Origin of the sequence: Streptomyces sp. NPDC032198, from assembly GCF_040636975.1 — a bacterium.
Taxonomy (GTDB): domain Bacteria; phylum Actinomycetota; class Actinomycetes; order Streptomycetales; family Streptomycetaceae; genus Streptomyces.
Genome location: NZ_JBEZVL010000010.1, coordinates 148517 through 162215, shown reverse-complemented (window position 1 = coordinate 162215; position 13699 = coordinate 148517). Strand labels below are relative to the sequence as shown.

Here is a 13699-nt window from a genome sequence, read left to right as displayed (position 1 = left end):
GGACGGGCCCCGCACCTCGAAAGGTTGCGGGGCCCGTCGTCAGAAACGCGTACGCGACGCGACTGCCGTCAGATTCAGACGGCGGCCGGGTCCTCCTCGGTGAGGAGGTTGCGGGTGCGGTTGCTGTCCAGCGGAATGCCGGGGCCCATCGTGGTGGCGATGGCGGCCTTCTTGATGTAGCGACCCTTGGCGGCCGACGGCTTCAGACGGAGGATCTCCTCCAGGGCCGCGGCGTAGTTCTCCACCAGCTTGGTCTCGTCGAAGGAGACCTTGCCGATGATGAAGTGCAGGTTCGAGTGCTTGTCGACGCGGAACTCGATCTTGCCGCCCTTGATGTCGTTGACAGCCTTCACGACGTCGGGGGTCACGGTGCCGGTCTTCGGGTTCGGCATCAGACCACGCGGACCGAGCACGCGGCCGAGGCGGCCGACCTTGCCCATGAGGTCCGGGGTGGCGACGACGGCGTCGAAGTCCAGGCGGCCCTTGGCGACCTCGTCGATGAGCTCGTCGGCGCCGACGATGTCGGCCCCAGCGGCTTCCGCGGCCGCAGCACGGTCACCGGTCGCGAAGACCAGGACCCGGGCGGTCTTGCCGGTGCCGTGCGGGAGGTTCACGGTGCCACGGACCATCTGGTCGGCCTTGCGCGGGTCGACACCCAGGCGGAAGGCGACCTCGACGGTGCCGTCGAACTTGGTCGCGGAGGTCTCCTTGGCGAGACGGACGGCCTCGAGCGGGGCGTAGAGCTTGTCCCGGTCGATCTTGGCGTCCGCAGCGCGGAGAGTCTTGCTGCGCTTCACTTCTGCTCCTGTGGGTTTCAGGTGTGGAGTCGTGGTGCGGACCAGCGCTTGGTCCTACCACTGAGAAAGGTCAGACGGGGAAAGCTCTCAGCCCTCGACCGTGATGCCCATGGAACGGGCGGTGCCGGCGATGATCTTCGACGCGGCGTCCAGGTCGTTGGCGTTGAGGTCTTCCATCTTGGTGGTGGCGATCTCGCGGACCTGCGCCTCGGTGATCTTGGCGACCTTGGTCTTGTGCGGCTCGCCGGAGCCCTTCTCGACACCCGCGGCCTTGAGGATCATCTTGGCGGCCGGCGGAGTCTTGGTCACGAAGGTGAAGGAGCGGTCTTCGTAGACCGTGATCTCCACCGGGATGACCCAGCCACGCTGCGACTCGGTCGCGGCGTTGTAGGCCTTGCAGAACTCCATGATGTTGACGCCGTGCTGGCCCAGCGCGGGGCCGACCGGCGGGGCCGGGTTGGCTGCGCCGGCCTGGATCTGGAGCTTGATAAGCCCCGTGACCTTCTTCTTCTTGGGAGGCATTGCTCTCTCCGGGTCCTAGTGAGAGTTTCCAGCCACCATCCAGTCATCCGGATGGAGGCATACCGCACCACGATAACGGGTATAGTCGCGCGGCCAAAAACCGAGCAGGTCAGACAGGCTTTGAGAGCCCGTCTGACCTGGTCGGAGGCGTATGTTCCAGAGGAGGCCGCGAGGGCTAGTTCTTCTGGATCTGGTCGAAGCTGAGCTCGACCGGGGTCTCGCGGCCGAAGATCTCGACGAGACCCTTGACCTTCTTCGAGTCGGCGTTGATCTCGTTGATCGTCGCCTGCAGCGTCGCGAACGGGCCGTCGGTGACGGTGACCGAGTCGCCGACCTCGAAGTCCAGCACCTGGACCTCGAGCTTGCGGGACGGAGCCGGCTTGCCCTCGGCCTCGGCGGCCTCGCGGGCTGCCTTCTCCTCGGCCTCGGGAGCGAGCATCTTGACGATCTCGTCCAGGGTCAGCGGGTACGGGTCGTAGGCGTTGCCCACGAAGCCGGTGACGCCGGGGGTGTTGCGGACGACGCCCCAGGACTCGTTCGTCAGGTCCATGCGCACCAGGACGTATCCGGGGAGCTTGTTCTGACGGATCGTCTTGCGCTCGCCGTTCTTGATCTGCGCGACCTCTTCCTGCGGCACCTCGGCCTGGAAGATGAAGTCCTCGACGTTCAGCGAGACGGCACGCTGCTCGAGGTTGGTCTTCACGCGGTTCTCGTAACCGGCGTACGTGTGGATGACGTACCACTCGCCGGGAAGGGTGCGGAGCTCTTCGCGCAGGGCCACGATCGGGTCGACCGGCTCGGCCTCCTCCTCGTCCTCTGCGGACTCGGCGGCCTCGGTGCCTTCTTCGGACTCGTCATCGGCGACGGCGTCGGCGGCCTCGGCGTCCTCGTCGGACTCGGCAGCGGCTTCGTCACCGGCCTCGGCGTCATCGGCCTCGGCAGACTCGGTGTCGGTCTCGACGTGCAGCGCCGACTCCTCGGCGGGTACGCCCGCGGCGGCGTCAGCAGCCTCGGCCTGGTCCGGGTCCTCGGCGTCCGCCGCCTCGACGATGTCGAGCTGGTCCTCCACGGACTCCTCGGAATCCATGCGCGGCTCAACGGCGTCGTTCAGGTTCGGGTCAGACACGGTGGCTGCTTCTTCCTGGATACAGAGGGGTGGAACGCGCGAAACGGGCGCCGGGTACGGCGCCCTTCGCTCTCGGCTCAGCCATCGGCTCAGCCGAAGACGTACTTGACGGCCTGGTTGAGCCCATAGTCAATCACGGTCACAAGACCGATCATGATGACGACGAAGACAATCACCACGGTGGTGTACGTCGTGAGCTGATTGCGAGTCGGCCAGACGACCTTGCGGAGTTCCGCGACGATCTGGCGGTAGAAGAGCGCGAGACGGCCGAAGGGGCCCTTCTTGCCGCGCTTGCCGCCCTTGCGGGCCTTCTTCTTGGACTCCGGCGCCTCGTCCTGGGCATCAGGCATGTCGATGGAGCCCACGGCGTCCGTCACTCGTCCTCACCTGATTCCGGGTCGTGGCCGTGCCGCGCCCGGTATGAGCCGCACGGCGGTGCAATGCAGTACGTACATGCGCACACATCCGAGAGGAGTGTGTAGCAGGGCCGGAGGGACTTGAACCCCCAACCGCTGGTTTTGGAGACCAGTGCTCTACCAATTGAGCTACGACCCTTTGATTTCCCCCAACCTACCGCATCCGCCCGAGTGCACAGAGTGCGAGGAGAAGGTGCGGCCGGTGAGGGCCAACGAGCAGTGAGTGTACGTGCTCTGCGGCCCTCCGTCGAACAGAATCAGTTCCGGCGGTCGTGTAAACCCCTGTGCCGGGGGTGTTTCGGGTCTGGAACGATGGGGCAATGAGCGCTTCCACTTCTCCCACCGAGCGCAGGGTTTCCGCCCGCGTCGGCGCGATCTCCGAGTCCGCGACCCTCGCCGTCGACGCCAAGGCGAAGGCCCTCAAGGCCGCGGGTCGGCCGGTGATCGGTTTCGGCGCGGGTGAGCCCGACTTCCCGACGCCCGACTACGTCGTCGAAGCCGCCGTCGAGGCCTGCAAGAACCCGAAGTACCACCGCTACACCCCGGCCGGCGGACTTCCCGAGCTCAAGGCCGCGATCGCCGCGAAGACACTGCGCGACTCCGGCTACGAGGTCGACGCCTCGCAGGTCCTGGTGACGAACGGCGGCAAGCAGGCGATCTACGAGGCCTTCGCCGCGATCCTCGACCCGGGCGACGAGGTCATCGTCCCGGCTCCCTACTGGACGACGTACCCGGAGTCGATCCGTCTCGCGGGCGGCGTACCGGTCGACGTCGTGGCCGACGAGACCACCGGCTACCGCGTCTCCGTGGAGCAGCTGGAGGCCGCGCGCACCGAGCGCACCAAGGTCGTCCTCTTCGTGTCGCCGTCCAACCCGACGGGCGCCGTCTACAGCGAGGCCGACGCCGAGGCGATCGGCCGCTGGGCCGTCGAGCACGGCCTGTGGGTCATGACAGACGAGATCTACGAACACCTCGTCTACGGAGACGCGAAGTTCACCTCGCTCCCCGCGATCCTGCCCGAGCTGCGCGACAAGTGCATCGTGGTCAACGGCGTGGCCAAGACGTACGCGATGACCGGCTGGCGCGTGGGCTGGATCGTCGGCCCGAAGGATGTCGTGAAGGCCGCGACGAACCTCCAGTCGCACGCCACGTCGAACGTCTCCAATGTCGCGCAGGTGGCGGCCATCGCGGCGGTCTCCGGCGATCTGACCGCCGTCGAGAAGATGCGCGAGGCCTTCGACCGGCGCCGCAAGACCATGGTGCGGATGCTGAACGACATCGAGGGCGTCTTCTGCCCCGAGCCGGAGGGCGCCTTCTACGCGTACCCCTCCGTGAAGGGCCTCATCGGCAAGGAGATCCGCGGCAAGCGCCCGCAGAACTCCGTGGAGCTCGCCGCGCTGATCCTGGAGGAGGCCGAGGTCGCGGTCGTTCCTGGCGAGGCCTTCGGGACGCCGGGTTACCTGCGCCTTTCGTACGCCCTGGGTGACGAGGACCTCGTCGAGGGCGTCTCGCGGGTCCAGAAGCTCCTGGCCGAGGCCCGCGACTGATTTCTCCGGCCTTCCCGCTCTCCGGGCCGTCTCCCCTCTCCGGGAGACGGCCCGTTTCTTCGTTCGGGGGAGACCTCGAAGGGGGAAAGTGGCTTCCGGGACGCCCCGTACGTACGGCAAGATCCTTGAATGGAGCGTGTACGTGACGTAAGAGAGCTGCCCAAGGCTCACCTGCATCTGCACTTCACCGGGTCGATGCGGCCCACGACCCTGCTGGAACTCGCCGACAAGTACGGGGTGCGGCTGCCCCCGGCGCTGACCGGGGGTGAGCCTCCGCAGCTCCGGGCGACCGATGAACGCGGGTGGTTCCGCTTCCAGCGGCTCTACGACATGGCGCGGTCCTGCCTGCGGGAGCCCGAGGACATCCAGCGGCTGGTGCGGGAGGCAGCCGAGGAGGACATACGGGACGGGTCGGGGTGGCTGGAGATCCAGGTCGACCCGACGTCGTACGCGCCGAGGCTCGGTGGGCTCATCCCGGCCCTGGAAATCATCCTGGACGCCGTCGAGAGCGCCTCGCGGGACACCGGCCTCGGAATGCGCGTGCTCGTCGCCGCGAACCGCATGAAGCACCCTCTGGACGCCCGCACGCTGGCCCGGCTCGCGGTGCGGTACGCCGATCGCGGCGTCGTCGGCTTCGGGCTCTCCAATGACGAACGCCGGGGCATGGCGCGGGACTTCGACCGCGCCTTCGCGATCGCTCGGGACGGCGGCCTGCTCGCCGCCCCGCACGGCGGTGAGCTCAGCGGGCCCGCCTCGGTGCGGGACTGCCTGGACGACCTGCACGCGGGGCGGATCGGGCACGGGGTGCGGGCGGCCGAGGACCCGCGGCTCCTGAAGCGGCTGGCCGAGCGGGGCGTGACCTGCGAGGTGTGCCCGGCGTCGAACGTGGCGCTGGGTGTCTACGAGAAGCCCGAGGACGTACCGCTGCGCACCTTGTTCGACGCCGGGGTGCCGATGGCTCTCGGGGCCGACGATCCGCTGCTCTTCGGGTCACGGCTGGCCGCGCAGTACGAGATCGTGCGCAAGCACCACGCCTTCGACGACAGCGACCTGGCGGAGCTCGCCCGGCAGTCGGTGCGGGGCTCGGCCGCCCCCGTCGACGTACGGGAGAAGCTCCTGGCGGGGATCGAGGAGTGGCTCAGCGGCTGATGCCCGCGAGGAGGGTGCGGGCGAGGGCCGCGGCGAACTCGTCGACGGGCTGCGGGGGTTGCTTGCCGATCATCGAGTCGTAGGCGAAGGCACGCTGGGCACAGGCGCCCAGCAGGAGCGAGGCGGCCGCGAACGTGTCGGCTCCGGGGTCGATGCGGCCTGCGTCGCGTTCGGCGCGCAGGTAGGCGTCGAGGGCCTCGATGGGCATGTGCGGGCCCGTGCCCATCTCCTGCATGGAGTCCGCGTGACGGCGCATGAGCTTGGGCTCGGCGTAGAGGGACGCGGCGATCGGGAAGCTCTGGGCGTAGAAGTGGCTGGCCAGGCGGGCGATCTCGGCGAGGTTCTCCTCCACGGGGCGCTCCCCCGGGTCCTCGGCGAGGCGGCGCAGGAGCGGGCCGAGGCGGGGCAACCGCTCCTGGAGGACGGCCACGAACAGCTCCTCCTTGCTCGCGAAGTGCTTGTAGAGCGCGGCTTCGGAGCAGCCCGCCGCCTTGGCGATCTCCTTGGTGGTGGCACGAGCGAGACCGATGGTGAGCATGAGGTCGTGCGCCGCGTCGAGGATGCGGGCCCGGGTGGGCTTCTGCTGCATGTGCCGTCCAACCAACCTTGACGAATGGGTGAGTGGATACTCACTCTAGGGGTGAGTGAATACTTACCCACCTTGGGAGGGTGTGCGATGAAGCTCACGGTGTTCGGTGCGACCGGAGGCGTCGGCGGGCAGATCGTTCGGCAGGCGCTCGCCGCGGGTCACGAGGTCACGGCCGTCGTACGTGATCCAGCACGGCTGAGCGTGACGGGAGAGGACCTCGAAGTGTTCCGGGCCGACCTGAGCGACCCGGAGTCCCTGCGGGCGGCGGTGGCCGGGCGGGACGCGGTCCTCTCGGGTCTTGGGGCGCGCAAGAAGGCGGACGCGGGGATCACGGCCACGCTCACGCGGTCCGTGGTGCACGCCATGGAGGCCGAGGGGGTGCGCAGGCTGGTTGTGGTGAGCGCGGCGCCGGTCGGACCTCCGGCCGAGCGCGAGCCGGTGATCGACCGGATCATGGGGTCCCTGGTCAGCAAGATCCTTAAGCCCGTGTACGACGATCTGCGGGCCATGGAGGCGGAGCTGGCGAGCAGCGCGACGGACTGGACGTCCGTGCGTCCGCCGAGGCTCCAGGACAAGCCGGTGACGGGCGGCTACCGCAAGGTGGTCGGGGGCACACCGGTCAGCGGGCGGTTCATCGGCAGGGCCGACGTGGCGCACGCGATGCTGGCGGCGGTCGAGGACGCGTCGACGGTGAAGCAGGGCGTGGGCGTCGCCTACTAGCGGCCCGGCCCACCAGGGGCTCAGGGGCGCAGAGGCCCAGGGGCCGCTCAGAGGCTGACGCCCACCGTCACCGGCTCGTTGACCAGCGTGACCCCGAAGGCGTCCCGTACTCCGGCGACGACCTCGCGGGCGAGGGCCAGCAGGTCCTCCGTGGTCGCGCCGCCGCGGTTGGTCAGGGCGAGCGTGTGCTTGGTGGAGATGCGGGCCGGGCCCTCTCCGTAGCCCTTGGTGAAGCCCGCCTTGTCGATGAGCCAGGCGGCGGAGGTCTTCACGCGGCCGTCCTCCGCCGGGAAGGCGGGGGGCGCCACGTCCGCACCGAGACGGTCCACCACGCGCGCGTGGAAGGCGGTGAACTCCTCCTCGGTGAGGATCGGGTTGGTGAAGAAGGAGCCGGCCGACCAGCTGTCGTGGTCCTCGGGGTCGAGCACCATGCCCTTGCCGGCGCGCAGCTTCAGGACGGTCTCGCGGGCGACGGCCGCGGGAACCCGGTCACCGGCCTCGACGCCGAGCGTGCGGGCCGTCTCCGGGTACTTGAGGGGGGCGCTCATCCCCTGGGCGTCCTCCAGCGCGAAGCGGACACGCAGGACCACGAAGCGGTCGGGTTCGGCCTTGAAACGGCTGTGACGGTACGAGAAGTCGCACTCGGCGTTCGTGACGGTGACCGTCTCGTGCGTCTTCCGGTCGTACGCGATCACTTCGGTGATGGTCGACGAGACCTCCTGGCCGTACGCCCCCACGTTCTGGATCGGCGTCGCGCCCGCGGAGCCCGGGATCCCGGCGAGGCACTCGATGCCCGCGAGACCGGCCTCCACGACGCGGGCCACGGCGTCGGTCCACACCTCACCGGCCGCCAGCTCAAGGCTCGTGCCGTCGAGTTCGAAGCCCTTCGTGGCGATGCACAGAGCGGTGCCGTCGAAGCCCTTGTCTCCGATGACCAGGTTCGAGCCGCCGCCGATGAGCAGCAGCGGGGTCCCGGAGTCGTCGGCTTCGCGGACGGCGTCGATCACCTCGGCGTCGGTCGTCGCGGTGATCAGACGGGCCGCGGGACCGCCGAGCCGGAAGGTGGTCAGCGGGGCGAGGGGAGCATCGTGGAGTTCCTGCACGTGCTCAAGGGTACGGTCCGGGCCCGACAGTCCGGGGACAGGAGGTGAGAGCGGGCGGGGCCGGTACGGCGTCGGCCTGACGCGGTGCGCCGCAAGAGGGCGGACGCGTAAGAGGCGCCCGCTATTGCGGGCGCCTCTTACGCGCGTGTACCTGCATGTTCTGCCTGCGCGGTGGTTCTGCTTGCGCGGTGGTTCAGCGGTCAGGCGAGCTGGACCACGGCGCGGGACATCCCCAGCACCTTCTGGCCCGCGCTCATCGCCACCAGGTCCACCCGGACCCGGTTGTCGTCGAGCTTCTGGGCGACCTTGGCGCTGACCTCGATCAGCGCGCCCTTGCCGTCGTTCGGGACCACGACGGGCTTGGTGAAGCGCACCCCGTACTCGACGACTGCGGCGGGGTCTCCCACCCAGTCCGTCACGACACGGATCGCCTCGGCCATGGTGAACATGCCGTGCGCGATGACGTCGGGAAGGCCGACCTCGACCGCGAACTTCTCGTTCCAGTGGATCGGGTTGAAGTCGCCGGAGGCGCCCGCGTAGCGGACGAGCGTGGCACGCGTCACAGGGAAGCTCTGGGCCGTCAGCTCGGTGCCGACCTCGACGCTGTCGTACGAAATCTTGGCGGTCATCGCGTCACGCTCCCTCTGCCGCGGGCTCCGCCGCACGCGCGACGAGCTTGGTCCAGGCGGTCACGACGTGCTCGCCGGCCTCGTCGTGGACCTCACCGCGGATGTCCAGGATGTCGTTGCCCGCCAGCGACTTGATGCCGTCGATGGTCGAGGTGACCGTGAGCCGGTCCCCCGCACGCACCGGGCGGGTGTACGCGAACTTCTGGTCGCCGTGCACGACGCGGCTGTAGTCGAGCCCCAGCTGCGGGTCCTCGATCACCTTGCCCGCGGCCTTGAACGAGATGGCGAACACAAAAGTCGGCGGAGCGATCACATCAGGGTGACCGAGCGCCTTGGCGGCCTCCGTGTCGGCGTACGCGGGGTTGGCGTCGCCCACCGACTCGGCGAACTCACGGATCTTCTCCCGGCCGACCTCATAGGGATCGGTGGGCGGGTAGGACCGCCCCACGAAGGACTGGTCGAGCGCCATGGACTCGGTACCTCCTGCAGGTATGGGTAAACGACGCGAGGCCGCCCCCAGAAATCGGGGACGGCCTCGTGTACGAGCCTGTATCTAGCGCGTTTCGCGGTGCGCAGTGTGCGCGTTGCAGCGCGGGCAGTGCTTCTTCATCTCAAGACGGTCCGGGTCGTTACGCCGGTTCTTCTTGGTGATGTAGTTCCGCTCCTTGCACTCCACGCAGGCCAGCGTGATCTTCGGGCGGACGTCTGTGGCAGCCACGTGAGTGCTCCTTGACGGACGGATGGACGGATGAACGCAAAAAAATAGTAGCCGATCGAAGGTCCGACCCCACAATCGGCTACCAAATCAGTAGCGGTGACCGGACTTGAACCGGTGACACAGCGATTATGAGCCGCTTGCTCTACCGACTGAGCTACACCGCTGCGATGCCGGATCACCTCACCCGAGGGTGAGGATCAACCAACATCAGAGCCCCAATGCGGAATCGAACCGCAGACCTTCTCCTTACCATGGAGACGCTCTACCGACTGAGCTATTGGGGCGAGCGATGAAGACATTACACGCTCGGTCGCCGATCGCCCAAATCCGTTTCGACGGGGCTGTCCGGGGGCATCTCGGCAGGCGTCCCGGGCGCCTCACGACGTCACTTCGGCGCCTCGCGCCACACCGGTTCGGCCCCTCCCGCGACACCGACCGGACGTCTCCCGCGACACCGGCCGGGCGTCTCCCGCCACGCGGGTCCAGTGCTTCGTGGCGAGGCTTCTTCTGAGGCTCACACCACGCCGGTACGACTATTCCGCTCCTCCTCGAAGAGGGCCGGTCGTCGTCCTAGGCTCGACCCACCCTGCGTGATCTTGGACGTCTCGGCCCCGGTCGCCTCCATCCCGGACGACGCCATGCCCCGCAGCCGCCCCCGAACCTCAGGAGCGCGATGCCCGACAGCCAGCCGCAGCCCCACTCCTCCGGGTCATCCGGCTCTTCCGGCTCCTCAGGTGACGACGCCGACGCCTCCGCGCTGCTCCTCTGCGGCGCCCGGCTGACCGACGGCCGGACCGTGGACGTGCGGCTCGGCTCCGGGCGCATCGAAGCGGTCGGCACGGCGGGCAGCCTGACCGCGCACTCCACGCGCGTGGACCTCGGCGGCTACCTCCTGCTGCCGGCCACGGCCGAACCGCACGCGCACAGCGACACGGCACTGTCCGCGGACGCGGAGGGCCCGGTCTCGTACGAAGTCGCCGACGTCCAGCGCAGGGCCACCGAGGCCGCCCTGCTGCAGCTCGGACACGGCGCGACGGCGCTGCGCTCGCATGTGCGGATCGGCGACGTCCCGGGGCTCACGTCGATGGAGGCGGTGCTGCAGGCACGGCGTTCGCTGCGCGGCCTGGTCGACCTGGCGACCGTGGCAGTGCCGCGCCTGCTGACCGGGGTGGCCGGTGCCGACGGGCTCGCGATGCTGCGGGACGCGGTCAAGATGGGCGCCTCCGTGGTGGGCGGCTGCCCCGATCTGGACCCCGACCCGACCGGGTACGTGGAGACCGTGCTGGAGGTCGCCGCCGAGCACGGCTGCCCCGTCGACCTGCATACGGACGGCGGTGATCCGGCGCGGCTCGGGCGGCTCGCGGCGATGGCGGGCGGGCTGCGGCCCGGGGTAACGATCGGGCCGTGCGGCGGGCTCGGGCGGCTGCCGTCGGACATCGCCGCACGCACCGCGGAACAGCTGGCGGCGGCCGGCGTGACGGTGGTGTGCCTGCCGCAGGGTGGCTGCGGAAGCGTGGAGCGGCGGGGCGCGGTGGCGCCGGTGCGGCTGCTGCGGGCGGCCGGGGTGCGGGTCGCCGCGGGCAGCGGGGCCATGCGGGACGTGGCGAATCCCGTGGGGCGCGGGGATCCGCTGGAGGCCGCCTATCTGCTGGCCTCGCGGTGCGGGCTGCGCCCCGAGGACGCGTACGGCACGGTCAGCTCGGGGGCGCGGGCCGCGATGGGGCTTCCCCAGGTCCGGGTGGAGGCGGGCTTCCCCGCCGAATTGCTCGCGGTGCGCGGTGATCATCTCGCGGGGGCGCTCTCGCTCGCGTACAGCCGCATCGTGGTGCACCGGGGGCGCGTGGTGGCACGGACGAGCGCGGTGCGGGAGTACTGCGACTCGGCGGCCGCCGTGGCGCTCGACCTGCCGCGGCAGGGCCGCTCGAAGGGGAGCGGCCCGGGTCGGACGAAGGGCGCGGAACCCTCCTGAGGGCGGGCGGCGCGACCAGACGTGCCCCCGCGTGCGCGGGGCGATCTTGCGGGGGCTGTCGTACGGTCGGAGACATGCGCATTGTCATCGCTGGTGGTCATGGTCAGATCGCGCTGCGGCTCGAGCGGTTGCTCGCCGCGCGGGGTGACGAGGTCGTCGGGCTCGTCCGCAGAAGCGGGCAGGAAGGCGATCTGCGGGCCGCGGGCGCCGAGGCGGCGCTGTGCGACCTGGAGTCGGCGTCCGTCGACGAGGTCGCCGGTCTCCTGGAAGGCGCCGACGCGGCCGTCTTCGCGGCGGGCGCGGGACCGGGCAGCGGCGCCGACCGCAAGAACACCGTGGACCGCGACGCCGCCGTGCTCTTCGCGGACGCGGCGGAGCGGGCGGGCGTGCGGCGCTACGTAGTCGTGTCGTCGATGGGCGCGGATCCCGCGCACCAGGGCGACGAGATCTTCGACGCCTATCTGCGCGCCAAGGGCGAGGCCGACGCCTCCGTACGCGGCCGCAAGGCCCTGGACTGGACGATCCTGCGCCCCGGCATGCTGACGGACGACGCGGGCACCGGTCTCGTGCGCCTGGAGGCGTCGACCGGGCGCGGGCCGATCCCGCGTGACGACGTGGCCGCGGTCCTCGCCGAGCTCGTCGATTCGTCGGCGACGGCGGGCCTGACGCTGGAGCTGGTCAGCGGGTCCACGCCGGTGTCCGTGGCGGTCAAGTCCGTTGCGGGGAACTGACGTCCGTACGGCGAAGTCGGTCTTCTGAGGGATGTCCCGCGCGTGGGGCGGTGCTTGGCTGGAGCTGCCGCCTACGTGAGGAACGCCATGCCTGCTTCCGATGTGCCTGCCGCGCACGAAGCCCTCTTGCGGCAGATGTACGCCGTCTTCAGTACCGAAGAGCGCGATGCGTTCATCCCCCGCTCCTTGGCACCCGACGTGGACTGGCCGAATCTCCTGGACAACACCCGCGCTCGCGGCATCGCGGCGGTCCGCGCCTACTGGGCACGGCAGTTCGCGGTGATGCACCCCTTGGTGCACCTGGAGCGGCTGCGGCTCGACGACGACGGGCGGCGGGTCGTGGCGACCGTGCGGCCCGGGCTGCGGGACGAGACCGGCGACCACTGGGCGCCGACGACGGTCGAGCACGTCTACACGTTCCGGGCCGACGGCCTGGTGAGCCGGATGGACGTCCGCCACCCATAACCGGCCGACGCAAGGCCCTGAGCAGCCCTGAGAGCGCCTCAGAAGAGCGGAAGCTGGCCGGGGAAGTCCGGGACCGTGTAGCCGTCCAGAGCGGGCTGTGCGGCCCCGAGCATCGCCTGCCTGCGCGAGCCGGGACAGGAGACGAGGTCGCCGCTGCCACGCTGACCCGGCGGATCGTGGCGCGCGAACCGCCCCCCGACGACCGCGATTTCCCGACGGCACTCGGGACAGTTCCTGCGGCGCGAGGACCCTGATGACACTGAGGACGCTGAGGACGCTGAGGACGCTGATGACATGGACGGCATGGCCTCAGCGTACGAAAAGACCCCCTCCGACTTGCGTTTCCGCAAGACCGGAGAGGGTCTCCTTCGTGTGGCGGCGCCAGGATTCGAACCTGGGAAGGCTGAGCCGGCAGATTTACAGTCTGCTCCCTTTGGCCGCTCGGGCACACCGCCTGGGTTGCTGCCTGGATGCGTCCGCTTTGGGGCGGCGCTCCGTGGCAACGACGTAAACGATACCTGATGGACAGGGGTGCTTCGCCACCCGATTGATCGGCCCCCGGCGCGGGGGCGGTGGCTAGGCTTTGCGGATGCGGCCAGGGACCGACGGCCGTGCACCAGCTGAGTACGCAGACCCCGATACAAGGAGCCACAGGACATGGCCGACTCCAGTTTCGACATCGTCTCGAAGGTCGAGCGGCAGGAGGTCGACAACGCCCTCAACCAGGCCGCCAAGGAGATCTCGCAGCGCTACGACTTCAAGGGCACGGGTGCCTCGATCGCCTGGTCCGGCGAGAAGATCCTGATGGAGGCGAACGGCGAGGAGCGGGTCAAGGCGATCCTCGACATCTTCCAGTCCAAGCTGATCAAGCGCGGCATCTCGCTGAAGTCGCTCGACGCGGGCGAGCCGCAGTTGTCCGGCAAGGAGTACAAGATCTTCGCCTCGATCGAGGAGGGCATCTCCCAGGAGAACGCGAAGAAGGTTGCCAAGATCATCCGCGATGAGGGCCCCAAGGGCGTCAAGGCGCAGGTCCAGGGCGACGAGCTGCGGGTCAGCTCGAAGAGCCGCGACGACCTGCAGGCCGTACAGGCGCTGATCAAGGGGCAGGACTTCGACTTCGACGTGCAGTTCGCGAACTACCGGTAGTCGCCAGTAAGTACTGGTTGTTGCTCGTCGTGCGACGCCGAAGGGCGGGCACCCGGTTCGGGTGCCCGCCCT

Annotated in this window: 17 protein-coding genes and 4 tRNA genes; 7 read left to right on the top strand and 14 right to left on the bottom strand. The window is 69.4% G+C overall.

Annotated elements, in window-relative coordinates; all coding sequences use genetic code 11:
- Positions 1 to 74 precede the first annotated feature (74 nt).
- The 5 genes from rplA to AB0E78_RS26540 all read right to left on the bottom strand — a co-directional run bounded on the left by rplA (position 75) and on the right by AB0E78_RS26540 (position 3000).
- Positions 75 to 797: a 50S ribosomal protein L1 gene (gene rplA / locus AB0E78_RS26560; protein ID WP_361837188.1), complete on the bottom strand. Its 723-nt coding sequence runs from the start codon at positions 795 to 797 to the stop codon at positions 75 to 77.
- An 87-nt stretch (positions 798 to 884) separates the two neighbouring features.
- Positions 885 to 1319, bottom strand: coding sequence for a 50S ribosomal protein L11 (gene rplK, locus AB0E78_RS26555; protein ID WP_160506641.1), 435 nt, complete (start codon positions 1317 to 1319; stop codon positions 885 to 887).
- Between the two features lie 175 nt (positions 1320 to 1494).
- A complete protein-coding gene (nusG, locus tag AB0E78_RS26550; protein WP_361837181.1) occupies positions 1495 to 2445 on the bottom strand; it encodes a transcription termination/antitermination protein NusG in 951 nt (316 codons plus the stop codon).
- An 89-nt stretch (positions 2446 to 2534) separates the two neighbouring features.
- On the bottom strand, positions 2535 to 2822 hold the full coding sequence (gene secE, locus AB0E78_RS26545; RefSeq protein ID WP_361837179.1) for a preprotein translocase subunit SecE: 288 nt from the start codon (positions 2820 to 2822) through the stop codon (positions 2535 to 2537).
- 105 nt (positions 2823 to 2927) lie between these two features.
- Positions 2928 to 3000 (bottom strand) — tRNA-Trp (locus AB0E78_RS26540).
- A gap of 181 nt (positions 3001 to 3181) precedes the next feature.
- On the opposite strand from AB0E78_RS26540, the gene AB0E78_RS26535 reads away from it, so the two are divergent.
- Together AB0E78_RS26535 and AB0E78_RS26530 are read left to right on the top strand one after the other, a co-directional pair.
- A complete protein-coding gene (locus tag AB0E78_RS26535; RefSeq protein ID WP_361837176.1) occupies positions 3182 to 4408 on the top strand; it encodes a pyridoxal phosphate-dependent aminotransferase in 1227 nt (408 codons plus the stop codon).
- Positions 4409 to 4537: 129 nt separating this feature from the next.
- Positions 4538 to 5557 carry an adenosine deaminase gene (locus AB0E78_RS26530; protein ID WP_361837173.1) on the top strand — a complete coding sequence of 340 codons (1020 nt, stop codon included), beginning with the start codon at positions 4538 to 4540 and terminating at the stop codon, positions 5555 to 5557.
- Here AB0E78_RS26530 and AB0E78_RS26525 read toward each other — a convergent pair.
- Positions 5547 to 6146, bottom strand: a complete 600-nt coding sequence (locus AB0E78_RS26525) for a TetR/AcrR family transcriptional regulator (RefSeq protein ID WP_361837171.1) — start codon at positions 6144 to 6146, stop codon at positions 5547 to 5549. The two genes, AB0E78_RS26530 and AB0E78_RS26525, sit on opposite strands and share 11 nt — an antisense overlap.
- Before the next feature lie 87 nt (positions 6147 to 6233).
- Between AB0E78_RS26525 and AB0E78_RS26520 the strand changes: the two genes are divergently transcribed.
- On the top strand, positions 6234 to 6866 hold the full coding sequence (locus AB0E78_RS26520) for an SDR family oxidoreductase (protein ID WP_361837168.1): 633 nt from the start codon (positions 6234 to 6236) through the stop codon (positions 6864 to 6866).
- Positions 6867 to 6913: 47 nt separating this feature from the next.
- Here the strand turns inward: AB0E78_RS26520 and AB0E78_RS26515 are convergent, their stop codons facing one another.
- The 6 genes from AB0E78_RS26515 to AB0E78_RS26490 form a co-directional block, all read right to left on the bottom strand.
- Complete coding sequence (locus tag AB0E78_RS26515; protein WP_361837166.1) at positions 6914 to 7969, bottom strand: UDP-N-acetylmuramate dehydrogenase; 1056 nt, start codon at positions 7967 to 7969, stop codon at positions 6914 to 6916.
- 200 nt (positions 7970 to 8169) lie between these two features.
- Positions 8170 to 8598 (bottom strand): MaoC family dehydratase, encoded by a 429-nt coding sequence (locus AB0E78_RS26510; protein WP_361837163.1) that lies wholly within the window; start codon positions 8596 to 8598, stop codon positions 8170 to 8172.
- Between the two features lie 4 nt (positions 8599 to 8602).
- On the bottom strand, positions 8603 to 9067 hold the full coding sequence (locus AB0E78_RS26505) for a MaoC family dehydratase N-terminal domain-containing protein (protein WP_361837161.1): 465 nt from the start codon (positions 9065 to 9067) through the stop codon (positions 8603 to 8605).
- 84 nt (positions 9068 to 9151) lie between these two features.
- On the bottom strand, positions 9152 to 9316 hold the full coding sequence (gene rpmG / locus AB0E78_RS26500) for a 50S ribosomal protein L33 (protein WP_004571794.1): 165 nt from the start codon (positions 9314 to 9316) through the stop codon (positions 9152 to 9154).
- Between the two features lie 91 nt (positions 9317 to 9407).
- Positions 9408 to 9480: transfer RNA gene (locus AB0E78_RS26495), tRNA-Met, on the bottom strand.
- A gap of 47 nt (positions 9481 to 9527) precedes the next feature.
- Positions 9528 to 9600, bottom strand: a tRNA-Thr gene (locus tag AB0E78_RS26490).
- A 389-nt stretch (positions 9601 to 9989) separates the two neighbouring features.
- Between AB0E78_RS26490 and AB0E78_RS26485 the strand changes: the two genes are divergently transcribed.
- The 3 genes from AB0E78_RS26485 (at position 9990) to AB0E78_RS26475 (ending at position 12481) form a co-directional block, all read left to right on the top strand.
- Complete coding sequence (locus AB0E78_RS26485) at positions 9990 to 11285, top strand: amidohydrolase family protein (protein WP_361837158.1); 1296 nt, start codon at positions 9990 to 9992, stop codon at positions 11283 to 11285.
- A 74-nt stretch (positions 11286 to 11359) separates the two neighbouring features.
- A complete protein-coding gene (locus tag AB0E78_RS26480; protein ID WP_361837156.1) occupies positions 11360 to 12016 on the top strand; it encodes an SDR family oxidoreductase in 657 nt (218 codons plus the stop codon).
- Between the two features lie 87 nt (positions 12017 to 12103).
- Positions 12104 to 12481 (top strand): nuclear transport factor 2 family protein, encoded by a 378-nt coding sequence (locus AB0E78_RS26475; protein WP_361837153.1) that lies wholly within the window; start codon positions 12104 to 12106, stop codon positions 12479 to 12481.
- A gap of 38 nt (positions 12482 to 12519) precedes the next feature.
- On the opposite strand, the gene AB0E78_RS26470 is transcribed toward AB0E78_RS26475, so the two are convergent.
- Together AB0E78_RS26470 and AB0E78_RS26465 are read right to left on the bottom strand one after the other, a co-directional pair.
- A complete protein-coding gene (locus tag AB0E78_RS26470; protein ID WP_361837751.1) occupies positions 12520 to 12777 on the bottom strand; it encodes a hypothetical protein in 258 nt (85 codons plus the stop codon).
- Positions 12778 to 12854: 77 nt separating this feature from the next.
- Positions 12855 to 12936 (bottom strand) — tRNA-Tyr (locus tag AB0E78_RS26465).
- A 202-nt stretch (positions 12937 to 13138) separates the two neighbouring features.
- Here AB0E78_RS26465 and AB0E78_RS26460 point away from each other — a divergent pair.
- Complete coding sequence (locus AB0E78_RS26460; RefSeq protein ID WP_351170350.1) at positions 13139 to 13627, top strand: YajQ family cyclic di-GMP-binding protein; 489 nt, start codon at positions 13139 to 13141, stop codon at positions 13625 to 13627.
- Positions 13628 to 13699 lie beyond the last annotated feature (72 nt).